This is a genomic window from Acidovorax sp. GW835-FHT14B10 (genome assembly GCF_058793725.1).
This window is the reverse complement of the sequence record NZ_JBXAGC010000010.1, coordinates 72,375-89,642: the sequence shown is the minus strand read 5'-3', so window position 1 is coordinate 89,642 and position 17,268 is coordinate 72,375. Positions and strand designations below refer to the sequence as shown.

The following is a 17,268-nucleotide window of genomic DNA, read 5'->3' as shown; positions in this document are numbered from 1 at the left end:
ATGAGCCTGCATCATCCCCGACCCACGCCCGAGCTGGCGCGTCTGATGGCCAACGCGCTGCGCATGCTCGCCGTCGATGCCGTCGAAAAAGCCAAGTCCGGCCATCCCGGTGCCCCGATGGGCATGGCCGACATCGCCGAAGTGCTGTGGAACCGCCATCTCAAGCACAACCCGGCCAACCCCCATTGGCCGGATCGCGACCGCTTCGTGCTGTCCAACGGACACGGATCGATGCTGATCTATGCCCTGCTGCACCTCACCGGCTACGACCTGCCGATGAGCGAGCTGCAGGCCTTCCGCCAGTTGCACAGCAAGACCCCGGGGCATCCGGAGGTCGGCGTCACGCCGGGTGTGGAAACCACGACCGGCCCTCTTGGCCAGGGCATCGCGAACGCTGTGGGCATGGCCCTGGCCGAGAAGCTGATGGCGGCCGAATTCAATCGCGAGCATGAGGGCCAGAGGTACGACATCGTGGACCACTTCACGTATGTGTTCCTCGGCGACGGCTGCCTGATGGAGGGCATCAGCCACGAGGCCTGCTCGCTCGCCGGCACCTTGCGCCTGTCCAAGCTGGTCGCGCTGTACGACGACAACGGCATCTCGATCGACGGCCATGTGGACGGCTGGTTCACCGACGACACGCCCAAGCGCTTCGAGGCCTATGGCTGGCACGTCATTCCGGCGGTCGACGGCCACGATCCGGCGGCGGTGGATGCCGCGCTGCGCGCCGCAAAAGACCAGGCCCGTCTGCCGGACGGCAGGCCGACGCTGATTTGCTGCAAGACCGTGATCGGTCAAGGTGCGCCCAACAAGGCCGGCACGCATGATGTTCATGGTGCGGCGCTGGGGGCCGCGGAAGTCGCGGCAACCCGCGAAGCGCTGCGCTGGACCTCCCCTCCCTTCGAGATCCCCGCAGACATCGCTTCTGCCTGGAATGCCGTGGAGCGTGGCGCCGTCGCCGAACGCGCGTGGCGGGCGCGCTTCGAGTCCTACCGCACGCACTTCCCTCACGAGGCTGCCGAGTTCGAGCGCCGTGTCCGGGGCGATCTGGGAGACGCCTATGCCAAGCAGTTGGGCACCTTGTTCGAGGCCATTGCAGGCAATCCCGAGTCTGTCGCCACGCGCAAGGCCAGCCAGAACGCGCTGGACGCCCTGGCCCCTCTGCTGCCCGAGCTGTTCGGTGGCTCGGCCGATCTGACGGGCTCCAACCTGACCAACTTCAAGGGCTGTACCAAGGCGCGGCGCGATGCGTGGGGGAACCATCTGTCGTACGGTGTGCGCGAGTTCGGCATGGCCGCGGTCATGAACGGCATCGCGCTGCACGGCGGCTACCTCCCCTACGGCGGCACCTTCCTGACCTTCAGCGACTACAGCCGCAACGCGATCCGCATGGCGGCGCTGATGAAGCAGCGCGTGATCCATGTGTTCACGCACGACTCCATCGGCCTGGGCGAGGACGGCCCGACCCATCAATCGGTCGAGCATGTTCCTTCGCTGCGCATCATCCCGGGGCTGGACGTCTGGCGCCCTGCGGACGGCCTGGAGACGGCGGTGGCTTGGGCCTGCGCTGTGGAGCGCCGGGATGGTCCGACCGTGCTCGCGCTGTCGCGCCAGAACCTGCCGCGCCTGACCGATGTCGCCATGGTGGAGCGGATACGCAGAGGCGGCTATGTGCTCGCCGAACTGCCTCGTCCCCAGGCGGTGATCCTGGCAACGGGCTCCGAAACCTCGTTGGCGCTGGAAGCCCACCATGTGCTGGCGCAGGAAGGCATTGCCACGCGTGTCGTGTCCATGCCTTGCACCCAGGCGTTCGACAGGCAAGCCTTGTCCTACCAGGAGGCGGTCCTGCCGCCCGCGCTCCCCGCGGTGGCCGTGGAGGCGGCGCAGCCGGACTTCTGGCGCAAGTACGTCGGCCGCAGCGGCGCGGTGGTGGGGATCGCGAGCTTTGGCGAGTCGGCCCCGGCGAAGGACCTGTACCGGCATTTCGGCATCACCGCCGAGCGCGTGGCGGAGGCCGTCCGTGCCCTGGTCCATCGCGAACGGTCCCTGGCGGCCGCCGCTTCCGTCTCCTGAGGTGTCCAATGACCAACTCTTTCAAGCTATTCATGTTCGACCTCGACGGCACGCTGGTCGAGACCGCGCCCGAAATAGCCGACGCCGTGAACGACACGCTGGCCAGGTTCGAGCTGCCCGCAGTGCCGCAGGAATGCGTAGACAGCTGGATCGGCCACGGCACGCACGAGCTGCTGATCCAGGCGCTGGCATTTGCCGGCAGGACCGCCGCACCACTGGTCCGCGCATCGTCCAGCTTGCCGCTGGTCTCGGCCGAATTCGGTCGCCATTACCAACGGCGTTGCGGGACGAACAGCCACCCCTACCCCCATGTGCGTGAAGTGCTGCAACAGCTGCGCGACCGGGGCAGCAAGCTCGCGGTGGTCACCAACAAGGAACAGCGCTACACCCGGACGGTGCTCGATGCGCATGGCCTCGCGCCCTTGTTCGATCGCGTGATCAGCGGCGACAGCCTGCCGACCAAGAAGCCGGACCCAGCCGGCATCAACGCCTGCCTGGATGAGTTTCATGTCGATCGCGATCGCGCATTGTTCGTGGGCGACTCGTCGATCGACGTGGCCACGGCACGCAACGCAGGTGTGCGTGTGTGGGCACTCCCCTATGGCTACAACATGGGCCAGCCGATAGCGGCCTGCGGACCGGACCGCGTGATTGCCGATTTCTCGGCGCTCATCGAAGCAAAAGACCATTTACAAACTGTTTGAGGAAGCACTTTCATGACCATCAAGATCGGCATCAACGGCTTCGGCCGCATCGGGCGCATGGTGTTCCGTGCCGCCGTGCAAAACTTCCAGGACATCGAGGTCGTCGGCATCAACGACCTGCTCGAGCCCGACTACCTGGCCTACATGCTCAAGTACGACAGCGTGCACGGCCGCTTCAAGGGCGAGGTCAGCGTCGAGGGCAGCACCCTGGTGGTCAACGGCAAGAAGATCCGCCTGACCGCCGTCAAGGACCCGGCCGAGCTCAAGTGGAACGAGGTCGGCGCCGATGTCGTGATCGAGTCCACCGGCCTGTTCCTGACCAAGGAAACCGCCGAGAAGCACCTGGCCGCCGGCGCCAGGAAGGTCATCATGTCGGCCCCGTCCAAGGACGACACGCCGATGTTCGTCTACGGCGTCAACGACAAGAGCTACGCCGGCCAGGCCATCGTCTCCAACGCCTCCTGCACCACCAACTGCCTGGCCCCCGTGGCCAAGGTGCTGAATGACAAATGGGGCATCAAGCGCGGCCTGATGACCACGGTGCATGCCGCCACGGCCACGCAGAAGACCGTCGATGGCCCTTCGAACAAGGACTGGCGCGGCGGCCGCGGCATCCTCGAGAACATCATCCCCAGCTCCACCGGCGCCGCCAAGGCCGTGGGCGTGGTGATCCCCGAGCTCAACAAGAAGCTGACCGGCATGGCCTTCCGCGTGCCGACCTCCGACGTGTCGGTGGTCGACCTGACCGTGGAACTGAACAGCGAGGCCAGCTATGCCGAGATCTGCGCCGAGATGAAGGCCCAGAGCCAGGGCGCGCTCAAGGGCGTGCTGGGCTACACCGAGGACAAGGTCGTGGCCACCGACTTCCGCGGCGAGTCCTGCACCTCGGTGTTCGACGCCGAGGCCGGCATCGCGCTGGACAAGAGCTTCGTCAAGCTCGTGTCCTGGTACGACAACGAGTGGGGCTACTCCAACAAGTGCCTGGAAATGGCGCGCGTGGTGGCGGCCAAGTGAGCGACGGGGGAGCCAGACGATGAAAGTACTTCGATTTTCAGACGTGGTGTCCAGCAGCTTCGCAGACCGCAAGCGCGTGTTCATCCGCGCCGACCTCAACGTCCCGCAGGACGATGCGGGCCGCATCACCGAGGACACGCGCATCCGCGCTTCCGTGCCCTGCATCCGGATGGCGCTCGATGCCGGCGCGGCCGTGATGGTGACCTCGCACCTGGGCCGCCCGACCGAGGGCGAGTTCAAGCCCGAGGACTCGCTGGCCCCGGTGGCCCAGCGCCTGGGCGAGCTGCTCGGTCGCGAGGTGCCGCTGGTCTCGAACTGGGTCGACGGCGTGCAGGTCGCGCCGGGCCAGGTCGTGCTGCTCGAGAACTGCCGCGTCAACAAGGGCGAGAAGAAGAACAGCGAGGCGCTCGCGAGGAAGATGGCCGCGCTGTGCGACATCTTCGTGCACGACGCGTTCGGCACCGCGCACCGCGCCGAGGGCACGACCTACGGCATTGCGCAGTACGCGCCGATCGCCTGCGCCGGCCCGCTGCTGGCGGCCGAGATCGACGCCATCTCCAAGGCACTGGCCAACCCGAAGCGCCCGCTGGCCGCCATCGTGGCCGGCTCCAAGGTCTCGACCAAGCTGACCATACTGCAAAGCCTGGCCAGGAACGTCGACCAGCTGATCGTCGGCGGCGGCATCGCCAACACCTTCATGCTGGCCGCGGGCCTCAAGATCGGCAAGAGCCTGGCCGAGCCCGACCTGGTGAACGAGGCCAAGGCCGTGATCGAGGCCATGCGCGCGCGCGGCGCCGAGGTGCCTATCCCGACCGACGTGGTCTGCGCCAAGCAATTCGCTGCCGACGCCCCGGCCACGGTGAAGCTGGCGACCGAAGTCGAAGACGACGACCTGATCCTGGACATCGGCCCGCACACCGCGGCCCGCCTGGCCGAGCAGCTCAAGGCCGCCGGCACCATCGTCTGGAACGGCCCGGTCGGCGTGTTCGAGTTCCCGGCCTTCGAGAACGGCACCAAGGTGATTGCCCAGGCGATTGCCGAATCCCAGGCCTTCAGCATCGCCGGCGGCGGCGACACCCTGGCTGCGATCGCCAAGTACGGCATCGAGAAGCGGGTCGGCTACATCTCGACCGGCGGCGGCGCCTTCCTCGAGGTGCTCGAGGGCAAGCAGCTTCCGGCCTTCGAGATCCTGCAAAAGCGCGCCGCACCCTGAATCCCCAGACCCCCTGAACGGAGACCCACCATGCCCATGATTTCCCTGCGCCAACTGCTCGACCACGCTGCCGAGAACAGCTACGGCGTGCCCGCCTTCAATGTCAACAACATGGAGCAGATCCACGCCATCATGGAGGCCGCCGATGCCTGCGATGCGCCGGTGATCCTCCAGGCCAGCGCCGGCGCGCGCAAGTACGCCGGCGAGCCCTTTCTGCGCAAGCTGGTCGAAGCTGCCCTGGAGCAATACCCGGCGACGCCGATCTGCCTGCACCAGGACCATGGCGCTTCGGCCGCCGTGTGCCAGCAGGCGATCCGCAGCGGATTCTCCAGCGTGATGATGGATGGCTCGCTGATGGAGGATCAGAAGACGCCGGCGAGCTACGACTACAACGTGGCCGTCACCCGCCGCGTCGTGGAGATGTCGCATGCGGTGGGCGTCAGCGTCGAAGGCGAGCTCGGTTGCCTGGGCTCGCTGGAAACGGGCACCGCCGGCGAGGAAGACGGCGTCGGCGCCGAGGGGACGCTGGACCATTCGCAGCTGCTGACCGATCCCGACCAGGCGGCCGACTTCGTGGACCGCACCGGCGTCGACGCGCTGGCAATTGCCATCGGCACCAGCCATGGCGCCTACAAGTTCACCCGCCAGCCCACCGGCGACATCCTGGCCATCGACAGGATCGCGGCCATCCATGCGCGAATCCCGGACACCCATCTGGTGATGCACGGCAGCTCCAGCGTGCCCCAGGAATGGCTAGAGATCATCCGCAAGCACGGCGGCGACATCAAGGAAACCTATGGGGTTCCCGTCGAGGAGATCCAGCGCGGCATCCGGAGCGGCGTGCGCAAGGTCAACATCGACACCGACATCCGCCTGGCCATGACCGGCGCCATGCGGCAGCTGATGTTCCAGAAGCCGGGCGAGTTCGACCCGCGCGCATTCCTCAAGGCCGCCACGGCGGCGGCGCGCGATGTCTGCAAGGCGCGCTTCGAGGCCTTCGGCTGCGCGGGCCAGGCCTCGAAGATCAAGGTGCTTTCCCTGACGGCGATGGCGCGGCGCTACGCGCTGCAGGACGCATCGCTGCGCCAAGCCGCGTGACGCCACCACGGAGCCATCGCATGCGCCAGCCCACCATCATCGCGCCCAGCATCCTCTCGGCCAACTTTGCCCGCCTGGGCGATGACGTGGCGCGGGTCGTGTCGGCCGGCGCGGACTGGGTCCACTTCGACGTGATGGATAACCACTACGTGCCCAACCTCACCGTCGGCCCGATGGTGTGCGAAGCGCTGCGCCCGTTCGCTGGGCAGGCGATGATGGACGTGCACCTGATGGTCGAACATGTCGACGCGCTGGTGACGCCGTTCGCAAAGGCCGGTGCCGGCCTGATCAGCTTCCATCCGGAAGCCAGCCGGCACGTCGATCGCACCTTGGCGCTGATTCGGGAGCATGGCTGCCAAACTGGGCTGGTGTTTAACCCTGCGACACCGCTGCACTGGCTGGACCATGTGCTGGACAAGCTCGACCTGGTGATGCTGATGTCGGTGAACCCGGGCTTCGGCGGCCAGAGCTTCATCGCCTCGACGCTGCCCAAACTGCGCGAGGCACGTTCGCGCATCGACACCTACGTCCGCAAGACCGGTCGCCCGATCCGGCTCGAGGTGGACGGCGGCGTCAAGACGGACAACATCGCCGCTATCGCGGCGGCGGGGGCCGACACTTTCGTCGCCGGCTCGGCTGTGTTCGGCAGCCCGGACTGGGGCACCACGATCGCCGCGCTGCGCGCGGCGGCCGATTCGGCCGCCGGTTGAGCGTGCTGTGGGCGCCAATCCGGGGTCAGTGTAGTCTTCGAACATGAATGGACTCGACGCCATTTTCAAGCTCTCGCGGGCGAGCCGGGCCCACGCGCCGATTCACTTTCGCGGTGACACACTTCAAGAGTGTGGCCAGGGTGGCGTCCGTCGTCCGCAGGAGTGCACCGCGCACGGAACCCCCAGGGACACACCACATTGACGACCGCCCCATGAACCGTCGTGACGCGATCAAGCAGTTCAGCGCAGTCGGCGCCGCATTGGCCTTCCCGGCATTCGCCCAGACCAAGCTCACCGGCATGGCCCTGCGCGTGCCGACCTCGGACGTGCCGGTGGTGGACTTGACGGTCGAACTCGCCCGGGGGACGAGCTACGAGCAAATCTGCGCGGCGATGAGGGCCGCCAGCCAGGGCGCCATGAAAGGCGTGCTCGCGTACACGCAGGACAAGGTGGTCTCCACCGACTTCCGCGGCGAGGCCTGCACCTCGGTGTTCGACGCCAAGGCCGGCATCATGCTCGACCCCACCTTCGTCAAGGTGGTGGCCTGGTACGACAACGAATGGGGCTACTCGAGCAAGGTGCTCGAGATGGTGCGCGTGATGGGAGCGGCGCGGTGAAGGTGCTGCGCTTTGCCGACCTCATCGCACAGGGCGCCGTCGAGGGCCGGCGCGTCTTCATCCGCGCCGGCCTCAACGTGCCGCAGGACGACGCGGGCAACATCACCGAAGACACGCGCATCCGCGCCTCGGTGCCATGCATCCGCATGGCGCTCGATGCCGGCGCGGCGGTGATGGTGACCTCGCACCTCGGCCGCCCGGTCGAAGGCAAGTTCAAGCCGGAGGATTCGCTCGCGCCCGTGGCCGCGCGCCTTGCCGAGTTGCTGGGCCGCGAGGTGCGCCTGGCGGGCGACTGGCTCGACGGCGTGAAGGTCGCACCGGGCGAGCTGGTGATGCTCGAGAACGTGCGCCTGAACAAGGGCGAGAAGAAGAACAGCGAAGCGCTCGCCCGCAAGATGGCGGCGTTGTGCGACATCTTCGTGCACGACGCCTTCGGCACCGCGCACCGCGCCGAAGTCTCCACCTACGGCATCGCGCAGTTTGCGCCGCTGGTCTGTGCCGGCCCCCTGCTCGCGGCGGAGATCGACGCGATCGGCAAGGCGCTGGCCGCCCCGAAGCGCCCGCTGGTCGCCATCGTCGCCGGCAGCAAGGTCAGCACCAAGCTCACGATCCTGCAAAGCCTGGTCAGGAACGTCGACGGCCTGATCGTCGGCGGCGGCATCGCCAACACCTTCATGAAGGCTGCAGGGATGAAGATCGGCAAGAGCCTGGCCGAAGCCGACCTCGTCGGCGAAGCGCAGGCCGTGATCGACGCGATGAGGGCGCGCGGCGCCGAGGTGCCGATCCCGGTCGACGTCGTCTGCGCCAAGGCGTTCAAGGCCGACGCGAGGGCCACCGTGAAGGACGTGGATGACGACCTGATCCTCGCATCGGCCCGAAGACCGCGGCACTGCTGGCCGACAAGCTCGCGGCCGCCGGCACCATCGTCTGGAACGGCCCGGTCGGTGTGTTCGACTTCGACGCGTTCGCCAAGGGCACAGAGAGCATCCCGGACGCCATCGCGGCCAGCGATGGGTTCTCGATCGCCCGCGGCGGCGACACCCTGGCCGCGATCGCCAAATACGGCATCGAGGCTGACATGGGCTACATCTCGACCGGCGGCGGCGCCTTCCTCGAGGTGCTCGAGGGCAAGACGCTGCCGGCCTTCGAAATCCTCGCGCGGCGTGCGCACGAACGAATCGCAGCATGAGCCCGCCCGGCCGCCCGAAGGGCTCATACCGCAGCGCGCAGCGCGAAGGTACTCCAGCGAGCCTGCAAGCGCTGCTCTGGGACTCCACGGCGCTGCGCAACTACCAATGATCACTTGTCACGGAGAGCTACGGCGATGACCATTCGAATTGCCATTAACGGCTACGGCCGAATTGGTCGCAATGTGCTGCGCGCCCACTACGAGGGTGTCAGGCAGCGCGACGTCCGGATCGTGGCGATCAACGACATGGGCAAACCCGAGACGAACGCGCACCTGACGCGCTACGACACGGTCCATGGGAGATTCTCCGGCTCCGTGGCGGTGGATGGCGGCGACATCGTCGTCAACGGCGAGCGCATCCGCGCGCTTTCCAACCTCAATCCGGCGTTGATGCCGTGGCGCGAGCTGGAGGTGGACGTTGTGCTGGAGTGCACCGGTTTCTTTACCACGAAGGAAAAGGCCTCGGCACACCTTGGCGCCGGCGCGCGCAAAGTCATCATTTCCGCACCCGGCGGCAACGACGTGGACGCCACGGTCGTCTATGGCGTTAACCATCACGTGCTCAAGGCCGGCGATACCGTGATCAGCAATGCCGGTTGCACGACAAACTGCCTGGCGCCCCTGGTCAAGCCGCTGCACGAAAAGATCGGCGTTGCTTCGGGCTTACTGACGGCCATCCACGCGTTCACCAACGATCAGAGGCTGACCGACGTGTTCCACAGGGACCTGCGGCGGGCGCGGGCAGCCGGGCACAACTTGATCCCGACCACAACCAGTGCTGCCGCCGCGCTCGGCCTCGTGTTGCCGGAGCTGAACGGCAAGATCGATGGGTTCGCGATCCGCGTGCCGACGATCAACGTCTCCGTTGTCGACCTCACTTTCACGGCGCAGCGGGCCACGACCGTGATGGAGATCAATGGTCTTCTGAAGGATGCTGCCGAAGGCGAGCTGGCTGGAATCCTCGGCTACAACGACGAACCCTTGGTCAGCGTCGATTTCAACCATGACGCGCGCTCGAGCATCTTCGATGCGACGCAGACGCGCGTCTCATCAGACGGTCGTCTGGTCAAAGTGCTGGCTTGGTACGACAACGAATGGGGATTTTCCAACCGCATGCTCGACACCGCGGTCGCGTTGATGAGGGCGCCGGCATGAACGTCCGCATCTTGCGCGTTGTGACGGAACACCGGCCATGACCCAGCTGGAAGCCCTGCTGTGGGACGTCGACGGCACCCTCGCCGAGACCGAGCGCGACGGACATCGGGTCGCGTTCAACATCGCCTTCGAGGCCTTCGGCCTGCCCTGGCGCTGGGACGATGCCCGCTATGGGCAACTCTTGCAGGTGACCGGTGGGCGAGAGCGCCTGATGCACGACATGGACAGCCGGCCCGACGCCCCGCCCTTGGCCGGCGAGCGCGACGCGCTGGCGCGCGCCCTGCACGCGAAGAAGAACAGCCTGTATTCCGAACTGGTCGCCGGTGCCGGCATCCCGCTGCGTGGGGGTGTGCTCGAGTTGATGCGCGAGTGCCGCGAGTGCGGCGTGCGCATGGCCATCGCCACGACGACGAGCCGCTCCAACCTCGAAGCCCTGCTGCGCAAGCACATGGGCAACGGCTGGGCCGGCTGGTTCGGTGCCGTCGTCTGCGGCGAGGACGTGCAGCGCAAGAAGCCCGATCCCGAGGTCTTCGTCAAGGCCATGCAGGCGCTGGGCGTCGGCCCGCTCCAGGCCGTCGCCATCGAAGACTCGCCCGGCGGCGTTGCGGCGGCGCGCGCCGCCGATTGCCCGGTGGTAGTGACGCGCAGCGTCTACTTCGCCGAGGCCCCGATCGAGGGCGCCATTGCCGTCGGCCCCGGCCTGCACACCCGCGAGGGCTGGCGACCGGCACTCGACGCGCGGGCTCCTGCGCATGGGCAGTCGCAGGCGCAACGTGTCCGCCTTGCCGACATCGCCGACTGGTTCGCCCAACGCGACACGATCGGCGACTACCCGTAGCGCACTCACCGCAGCGCATTTCCGCTCGACCGACCGACCTCCTCAACCTTCAACGACTTCCCCGGAGAACCCCCATGGCCCTCGTCTCACTGCGCCAAGTGCTCGACCATGCCGCCGAATACGGCTACGGCGTGCCCGCGTTCAACGTCAACAACCTCGAACAGGTCCACGCCATCATGGAGGCGGCGCAGGAAACCCAGTCGCCGGTGATCCTGCAAGCCTCGGCCGGCGCGCGCAAGTACGCCGGCGAACCCTACCTGCGCCACCTGGTGCTGGCGGCCGTGGAGATGCACCCCGGCATCCCGATCGTGCTGCACCAGGACCATGGCGCCTCGCCGGCGGTGTGCCAGCAGTCGATCCGCTCGGGCTTCACCAGCGTGATGATGGACGGCTCCTTGCTCGAAGACGCGAAGACGCCCGCGAGCTACGACTACAACGTCGAGGTCACGCGCAAGGTGTGCGAGTTCTCGCATGCGATCGGCGTTTCGGTGGAAGGTGAACTGGGCTGCCTGGGCTCGCTCGAAACCGGCGAGGCCGGCGAGGAGGACGGCGTGGGAGCCGCGGGCAAGCTGACGCACGACATGCTGCTCACCGACCCCGACGAGGCCAAGGACTTCGTCGCCCGAACGGGTGTGGATGCGCTGGCCATTGCCATCGGCACCAGCCATGGCGCCTACAAGTTCACCCGCCAGCCCACCGGCGACATCCTGGCCATCGAGCGCATCGCGCAGATCCACGCCGCGGTGCCCAACACGCACCTGGTGATGCACGGCTCGTCCAGCGTGCCGCAGGAGTGGCTGGCGATCATCCGAAAGTACGGCGGCGACATCAAGGAAACCTACGGCGTGCCGGTCGAAGAGATCCAGCGCGGCATCAAGAGCGGCGTGCGCAAGATCAACATCGACACCGACATCCGGCTGGCGATGACCGCGGCGATGCGCCAGGTGTTCGCGGAGCAGCCGAGCGAGTTCGACCCGCGCAAGGCCTTGCAGGCGGCGAAGAAAGCCGCGCGCGGCGTGGTCAGGGCGCGCTTCGAGGCCTTCGGCTGCGCCGGGCAGGGGGCGCGCATCAAGCCGCTGCCGCTCGAAGCCACTTCGGCCCGATACGCCTGAAGTCGTGCCCGCCTCAGCATGCGCCGCAACCGCAACGCCAAGATCGTCGCCACGCTCGGCCCGGCCAGTTCCGATCCGGACACGATCCGGCGGCTGTTCGCCGCCGGTGTCGACGTCTTTCGCCTGAACTTCAGCCACGGCGACGCAGCGGCGCATCGGGCCCGCTTCGCGATCCTGCGCGAACTCGAGCGCGAAGCCGACCGTCCGATCGGCATCCTGGCCGACCTGCAGGGTCCGAAGCTGCGCGTGGGCACGTTCGCCGCGGGCTCGGTCATGTTGGCCGAATCGCAGCCGTTCCGCCTCGATCTCGACGCGGCGCCTGGTGACGCGCGACGCGTCGGCCTGCCCCATCCGGAGATCTTCGCGGCCCTGGCGCCGGGTGCCGGGCTGCTGCTCGACGACGGCCGCTTGCGCCTGATCGTCGAACGCTGCGGTGCGGACTTCGCTGATACGCGCGTGGTGGCCGGCGGCAAGCTGTCCGATCGCAAGGGCGTCAATGTGCCGGGCGTCCTGCTGCCCATCAGCGCACTGACCGCGAAGGACCGGCGCGATCTGGACCTGGCGCTGGACCTCGGTGCGGACTGGATTGCCCTGTCGTTCGTGCAGCGGCCCGAAGACGTGGCCGAGGCGCGGACACTGATCGGCAAACGCGCGGCCATCGTTGCGAAGCTCGAGAAGCCTTCGGCCGTCGAGCAACTGGAGGCCATCGCCGAGTGCGCGGATGCCGTGATGGTGGCGCGCGGCGACCTGGGCGTGGAGTTGCCGGCCGAGCGCGTGCCCGGGATACAGAAGCGCATCGTCCGCACCTGCCGCGGGCTCGGACGGCCGGTGATCGTAGCCACGCAGATGCTCGAGTCGATGGTGACGAGCCCGGTGCCCACGCGCGCCGAAGCCTCCGACGTGGCCACGGCCATCTACGATGGCGCCGATGCGGTGATGCTTTCCGCCGAGTCCGCTGCGGGCCGCTATCCGGTCGAGGCGGTGGACATGATGAGCCGCCTGATCACCGAGGTGGAAGCCGACCCGCAGTACCAGCAGTTGATGAACGTGTCGCGCCCGAGCGCGCCCGCCGGCGTGGGCACCGCCGACGCGGTGTGCTGTGCCGTGCGCCATGCCGTCGCGCTGCTGCATGCGAGCGCCATCGTCTGCTACACGAGCTCGGGCCACACCAGTCTGCGCGTCGCCCGCGAGCGCCCCGAGGCGCCGGTTCTGAGCCTGACGCCGCATCTGGACGTCGCGCGCCGTGTGGCGCTCGCCTGGGGCATCCATTCAGTGCACATCGAGGACGTGGCCGATGCCGATCAGATGACCGCGAAAGCCTGCGCCGTCGCCCGGCAGGAAGGTTTTGCCCAGGCTGGGCAGACCATCGTCGCCATCGCCGGGGTGCCGTTCGGCACACCCGGCACGACGAATCTCATGCGCATCGCGACGGTGTGAATCCTGCCGCGTCTCAACCGAACACGACTCAATCAATCCGATGGACCCTATCCTACTGGCACGTGCTCAGTTCGCGGCCAACATCACCTTCCACATCCTCTTCCCGTCCATCACCATCGCGCTGGGCTGGCTGCTGATGTTCTTCCGCTGGCGCTGGCGCCGTACCCAGGACGGCGCATGGCTCGCGGCCTACCGCTTCTGGACCAAGGTGTTCGCGTTGACCTTCGCGTTGGGCGTGGTCAGCGGCGTGACGATGAGCTTCCAGTTCGGCACCAACTGGCCCGGTTTCATGGAGCGCGCGGGCAACGTGGCCGGCCCCCTGCTCGGCTACGAGGTGCTCACTGCCTTTTTTCTGGAGGCCGGCTTCCTCGGCATCATGCTCTTCGGTCACGGGCGGGTCAGCGAGCGGGTGCATGCCTTCGCGACCTTCTTCGTCGCCTTCGGCACCACCATGAGCGCGTTCTGGATCCTGGTGCTCAACTCTTGGATGCAGACACCCACCGGGCACGAAGTGGTGGACGGCGTGTTCCACGTCAAGAGCTGGGCCGAGGTGCTCCTCAACCCTTCGTTCCCCTACCGCTTCACGCATGTGCTGCTGGCTTCGGGGTTGACCTGCGCGTTCGTGATGGCAGGCGTGAGCGCCTGGCAGGTGCTGCGCGGCTCGGCCCCGCAGATGGCTCCCCGCGTGCTGCGCGTCGGCATCACCTGCGCGGCACTGCTGATCCCGGTCCAGATCTTCGTCGGCGATCTGCATGGATTGAACACCCTCGAGCACCAGCCGCAGAAGGTCGCGGCGATGGAAGGCGTGTGGCAGACCCAGCGCGGCGCGCCGCTGCTGCTGTTTGCCTGGCCCGACGAGGAAACGCGCAGCAACCGCTACGAGATCGGCATCCCCAAAGGGGCCAGCCTCATCCTCACGCACGAGTGGGACGGCAAGATCAAGGGCCTCGACGAGTTCCGTGATCGGCACCCGCCGGTGGCGCCGGTGTTCTGGGCGTTTCGCGTCATGGTCGGGGTCGGCACGCTGATGCTGCTCGTGAGCTGGGCGGCCTGGTGGATGGGCCGTCGCGCCGGCTGGCGGGCGGCGGCCTGGAACCGCCCGCTGCTCTGGGTCCTCGTGGGCATGACCTTCTCGGGCTGGGTGGCCACGGTCGCGGGCTGGTACGTCACCGAAATCGGCCGCCAGCCTTTCATCGTGTACGGCCTGCTGCGCGTGGCCGACGTCGCCTCGAACGTACCCGGCTCGATGATCGCGTTCACGCTCGCGATCTACGTGACGCTGTACCTGGCCTTGCTCGTCGCCTACGTGGTCGTTCTGAAGCACATGGCCGAAAAGCCCGAGGACGCGTCGCCGGCCATCCCCGCCCCGCGCGGGGCGCCGGCCGCTGCCGCCATGTTCCCGCTACCCGGAAGCGAGCAGCGATGAGCTTCGATCAAGCCCTTCCGTTGATCTTCGTCGCCCTGCTGGGCCTGTCGATGCTCGTGTACGTGCTCAGCGACGGTTACGACCTCGGCGTGGGCATGCTGCTGCCGCGCGCGACCGATGCCGAGAAGGACACGATGGTGGCCTCGATCGGGCCGTTCTGGGATGCCAACGAAACCTGGATCGTGCTGGGTGTGGGCATCCTGCTGATCGCCTTCCCGAGAGCGCATGGCCTCGTCCTGACCGAGCTCTACCTGCCGGTGACCCTCATGCTGGTCGGACTGGTGTTGCGCGGCGTGGCCTTCGACTTCCGCGTCAAGGCGCACGACAGCCACAAGGCAGCGTGGAACCGGCTCTTCTTCGGCGGCTCGCTGCTCGCGTCGATGGCGCAGGGCTGGATGCTCGGGCGTTACGTCAGCGGCTTCGGCGAAGGCTGGAACTACCCGCTGTTCGCGGCCGCCATCGCGCTCGCGCTGCCGGCCGCCTACGTGCTGCTCGGCGCCACCTGGCTCGTCATGAAGACCGAGGGCGAGTTGCAGGACAAGGCCATCGGCTGGGCGCGTCAGGCCTGGTGGTCGGTGGTGCTGGGCATGGTGCTGATCTCGATGGCCACGCCGTGGATCAGCGCCACGGTACGCCAGCGCTGGTTCGAGTTGCCGCAGATCATCGCGCTGCTGGTCATTCCCGCCACCACCGCGGTCGCGCTGCTGGTGTTGCGCTGCGTGCTGCCCACGCGCCTGGTGCGCGGCGAGCTGTGCTGGCTGCCGTTCGTGCTGGTGTTGGCCGTGTTCGTGCTCGGTTTCGTCGGACTCGCCTACAGCATCTATCCTTACGTGGTCATCGACAAGCTGACCATGTGGCAGGCGGCCAGCAGCCCGGCCACGTTGAAGGTGACGCTCGTCGGTGTATGCATCTCGGTGCCGGCGATCGCCGCCTACACCGCCTATTCGTACCGGGTGTTCGGCGGCAAGGCCACGGAGTTGCACTATGGATAACCGACGCCGCCGGGCGCTGGTGGCCGGCAACTGGAAGATGAACGGCAGCCTGGCCGGCGTGCAGGCGCTGGCGGCGGCGATCGCCGACGGTGCCGTGGCGCGCCTGGACCGCGTGCAACTGGTGTTGTTCCCGCCCTTCCTGTACCTGGCCGAGGCGCAGCGCCACCTGGGTGGCAGCGGCATGGTCTGGGGCGCGCAGAACGTCTCGGAGCATGAAGGCGGGGCCTACACCGGCGAAGTGTCGGCCAAGATGCTGCGGGAGTTCGGCTGCGCCTGTGTGCTCATCGGCCACTCCGAGCGGCGCGCGCTGTTCGGCGAGAGCGATACCGTCGTGGCGCGCAAGTTCCTCGCCGCCCGACAGGCCGGCATGACGCCGGTGCTGTGCGTCGGCGAGTCGCTGCAGGAGCGTGAGCAAGGGGAAACCGAGGCCGTGGTGGCGCGGCAGTTGCGAGCCGTGCTGGATCTGGCCGGGGTGCGGGGTTTCGAGAATGCCGTCGTCGCCTACGAGCCCGTCTGGGCCATTGGCACCGGCAAGACGGCCACGCCGGATCAGGCCCAGGAGATTCACGCCTTCATCCGCGGCCGGATCGCCGAGGCCGACCCGGTCGTGGCGGCGTCGCTGCGGATCCTCTACGGCGGCAGCGTCAAGGCCGCCAACGCGGCGGAGTTGCTTGCGATGCCCGACATCGACGGTGGCCTGGTGGGCGGGGCCTCACTGGACGCCGGCGAATTTCTCGCCATCGCGGCGACAGCCCAGAAACTTACGAAGGGGACAGAGCAATGACACAAGACGATATCAAGGCGCTCGTCGCGCAAGCGGTATTGCCGTATGTGGCCCCCGGCAGCATCATCGGCGTGGGCACCGGTTCGACCGTGAATCACTTCATCGACGCGCTGGCCACGATGCGGGACGGCATCGCGGGCGCGGTGTCGAGCAGCCACGCGAGCACGGCGCGCCTGCGCAAGCACGGAATCCGGGTGCTCGAGACCAAAGAGGTCGACGCACTGCCGCTGTACGTGGACGGCGCCGACGAGATCGACCCGCGCGGCCACATGATCAAAGGCGGCGGAGCGGCGCTAACGCGCGAGAAGATCGTCGCGGACCTGGCGCATCGCTTCCTGTGCATCGCCGACGCCTCCAAGCGCGTCGACGTGCTGGGGCGTTTTCCGCTGCCGGTCGAGGTGATCGGCATGGCCGCAGCTCGACTCACGCGGCGCTTCGAGGAGATCGGCGGCCGTGCCGTATTGCGCGAGGGCGTGATGACCGACAACGGCCACCCCATCCTCGACGTCCATGGCCTGTCCATCACCGATCCGGCAATGCTGGAGACCGAGATCAACCAATGGCCCGGCGTCGTCACCGTGGGGCTGTTCGCGCGCCACAGGGCCCACCTGTGCCTACTCGGCACCGCCGAGGGTATCCGCACGTTGCGGTTCTGACTTGGACGACGCCCGTTCGTGGCGACGTGCTCTACGGAATCTCTCGTGCGGACTCGATTCGGCGCCAGCGCCGCATCAGGCGCCGACGCCGCGCTGCGCAGCAGCGCGTGCTCAAGCTGCTGCTCGCGCAGGGCGGCTCAACCACACGCTTGTGCGAGACTATTGGCGCCGCGCCGGCACCCGTTCGAGCAGTCGCTACGCACCGAGGTGCCAGAGATCACTCACGCGCCACCGGCAATCGTTCACGATC

General features: G+C 67.5%; 14 protein-coding genes and 2 pseudogenes. All 16 read left to right on the top strand.

The window, feature by feature from the left end; translation table 11 throughout:
* The 16 genes and pseudogenes from tkt (at nucleotide 1) to rpiA (ending at nucleotide 17,018) form a co-directional block, all read left to right on the top strand.
* On the top strand, nucleotides 1-2,073 hold the full coding sequence (gene tkt / locus AC1Q5S_RS09835; protein WP_492238757.1) for a transketolase: 2,073 nt from the start codon (nucleotides 1-3) through the stop codon (nucleotides 2,071-2,073).
* Between the two features lie 8 nt (nucleotides 2,074-2,081).
* On the top strand, nucleotides 2,082-2,777 hold the full coding sequence (gene gph, locus AC1Q5S_RS09830; protein ID WP_492238756.1) for a phosphoglycolate phosphatase: 696 nt from the start codon (nucleotides 2,082-2,084) through the stop codon (nucleotides 2,775-2,777).
* Between the two features lie 12 nt (nucleotides 2,778-2,789).
* Nucleotides 2,790-3,791, top strand: coding sequence for a type I glyceraldehyde-3-phosphate dehydrogenase (gap, locus tag AC1Q5S_RS09825; protein ID WP_492238755.1), 1,002 nt, complete (start codon nucleotides 2,790-2,792; stop codon nucleotides 3,789-3,791).
* Between the two features lie 19 nt (nucleotides 3,792-3,810).
* Nucleotides 3,811-5,004 (top strand): phosphoglycerate kinase, encoded by a 1,194-nt coding sequence (locus AC1Q5S_RS09820; protein WP_492238754.1) that lies wholly within the window; start codon nucleotides 3,811-3,813, stop codon nucleotides 5,002-5,004.
* A 30-nt stretch (nucleotides 5,005-5,034) separates the two neighbouring features.
* Nucleotides 5,035-6,102 carry a class II fructose-bisphosphate aldolase gene (gene fba / locus AC1Q5S_RS09815; RefSeq protein ID WP_492238753.1) on the top strand — a complete coding sequence of 356 codons (1,068 nt, stop codon included), beginning with the start codon at nucleotides 5,035-5,037 and terminating at the stop codon, nucleotides 6,100-6,102.
* Nucleotides 6,103-6,122: 20 nt separating this feature from the next.
* On the top strand, nucleotides 6,123-6,812 hold the full coding sequence (rpe, locus tag AC1Q5S_RS09810) for a ribulose-phosphate 3-epimerase (RefSeq protein WP_492238752.1): 690 nt from the start codon (nucleotides 6,123-6,125) through the stop codon (nucleotides 6,810-6,812).
* 242 nt (nucleotides 6,813-7,054) lie between these two features.
* Nucleotides 7,055-7,429, top strand: a pseudogene (locus AC1Q5S_RS09805) (type I glyceraldehyde-3-phosphate dehydrogenase); the annotation flags it as partial.
* Nucleotides 7,426-8,618 (top strand): annotated as a pseudogene (locus AC1Q5S_RS09800) (phosphoglycerate kinase). The pseudogenes AC1Q5S_RS09805 and AC1Q5S_RS09800, both read left to right, overlap by 4 nt.
* A gap of 135 nt (nucleotides 8,619-8,753) precedes the next feature.
* Nucleotides 8,754-9,773, top strand: coding sequence for a type I glyceraldehyde-3-phosphate dehydrogenase (gene gap / locus AC1Q5S_RS09795; protein WP_492238751.1), 1,020 nt, complete (start codon nucleotides 8,754-8,756; stop codon nucleotides 9,771-9,773).
* A 37-nt stretch (nucleotides 9,774-9,810) separates the two neighbouring features.
* On the top strand, nucleotides 9,811-10,611 hold the full coding sequence (locus tag AC1Q5S_RS09790; protein WP_492238750.1) for an HAD-IA family hydrolase: 801 nt from the start codon (nucleotides 9,811-9,813) through the stop codon (nucleotides 10,609-10,611).
* Between the two features lie 74 nt (nucleotides 10,612-10,685).
* Nucleotides 10,686-11,723: a class II fructose-bisphosphate aldolase gene (fba, locus tag AC1Q5S_RS09785; protein WP_492238749.1), complete on the top strand. Its 1,038-nt coding sequence runs from the start codon at nucleotides 10,686-10,688 to the stop codon at nucleotides 11,721-11,723.
* 18 nt (nucleotides 11,724-11,741) lie between these two features.
* A complete protein-coding gene (gene pyk, locus AC1Q5S_RS09780) occupies nucleotides 11,742-13,160 on the top strand; it encodes a pyruvate kinase (RefSeq protein ID WP_492238748.1) in 1,419 nt (472 codons plus the stop codon).
* Between the two features lie 40 nt (nucleotides 13,161-13,200).
* Nucleotides 13,201-14,586: a cytochrome ubiquinol oxidase subunit I gene (locus tag AC1Q5S_RS09775; protein ID WP_492238747.1), complete on the top strand. Its 1,386-nt coding sequence runs from the start codon at nucleotides 13,201-13,203 to the stop codon at nucleotides 14,584-14,586.
* Entirely contained in the window at nucleotides 14,583-15,578 is a 996-nt protein-coding gene (locus AC1Q5S_RS09770) for a cytochrome d ubiquinol oxidase subunit II (RefSeq protein ID WP_492238746.1), read from the top strand. The genes AC1Q5S_RS09775 and AC1Q5S_RS09770 overlap by 4 nt, the downstream gene beginning before the upstream one ends.
* On the top strand, nucleotides 15,571-16,362 hold the full coding sequence (gene tpiA / locus AC1Q5S_RS09765; protein ID WP_492238745.1) for a triose-phosphate isomerase: 792 nt from the start codon (nucleotides 15,571-15,573) through the stop codon (nucleotides 16,360-16,362). Before AC1Q5S_RS09770 ends, tpiA begins: the two co-directional genes overlap by 8 nt.
* The gene (gene rpiA / locus AC1Q5S_RS09760) at nucleotides 16,359-17,018 is read left to right on the top strand and encodes a ribose-5-phosphate isomerase RpiA (protein ID WP_492238744.1); all 660 of its coding nucleotides are present in this window, start codon (nucleotides 16,359-16,361) and stop codon (nucleotides 17,016-17,018) included. The genes tpiA and rpiA overlap by 4 nt, the downstream gene beginning before the upstream one ends.
* The last annotated feature ends 250 nt before the right edge of the window (nucleotides 17,019-17,268 follow it).

Coding starts and splice junctions, on each gene's coding strand:
- tkt (WP_492238757.1), top strand. CDS start 1: ATGAGCCTGCATCATCCCCGACCCACGCCCGAGCTGGCGCGTCTGATG.
- gph (WP_492238756.1), top strand. CDS start 2,082: ATGACCAACTCTTTCAAGCTATTCATGTTCGACCTCGACGGCACGCTG.
- gap (WP_492238755.1), top strand. CDS start 2,790: ATGACCATCAAGATCGGCATCAACGGCTTCGGCCGCATCGGGCGCATG.
- AC1Q5S_RS09820 (WP_492238754.1), top strand. CDS start 3,811: ATGAAAGTACTTCGATTTTCAGACGTGGTGTCCAGCAGCTTCGCAGAC.
- fba (WP_492238753.1), top strand. CDS start 5,035: ATGCCCATGATTTCCCTGCGCCAACTGCTCGACCACGCTGCCGAGAAC.
- rpe (WP_492238752.1), top strand. CDS start 6,123: ATGCGCCAGCCCACCATCATCGCGCCCAGCATCCTCTCGGCCAACTTT.
- gap (WP_492238751.1), top strand. CDS start 8,754: ATGACCATTCGAATTGCCATTAACGGCTACGGCCGAATTGGTCGCAAT.
- AC1Q5S_RS09790 (WP_492238750.1), top strand. CDS start 9,811: ATGACCCAGCTGGAAGCCCTGCTGTGGGACGTCGACGGCACCCTCGCC.
- fba (WP_492238749.1), top strand. CDS start 10,686: ATGGCCCTCGTCTCACTGCGCCAAGTGCTCGACCATGCCGCCGAATAC.
- pyk (WP_492238748.1), top strand. CDS start 11,742: ATGCGCCGCAACCGCAACGCCAAGATCGTCGCCACGCTCGGCCCGGCC.
- AC1Q5S_RS09775 (WP_492238747.1), top strand. CDS start 13,201: ATGGACCCTATCCTACTGGCACGTGCTCAGTTCGCGGCCAACATCACC.
- AC1Q5S_RS09770 (WP_492238746.1), top strand. CDS start 14,583: ATGAGCTTCGATCAAGCCCTTCCGTTGATCTTCGTCGCCCTGCTGGGC.
- tpiA (WP_492238745.1), top strand. CDS start 15,571: ATGGATAACCGACGCCGCCGGGCGCTGGTGGCCGGCAACTGGAAGATG.
- rpiA (WP_492238744.1), top strand. CDS start 16,359: ATGACACAAGACGATATCAAGGCGCTCGTCGCGCAAGCGGTATTGCCG.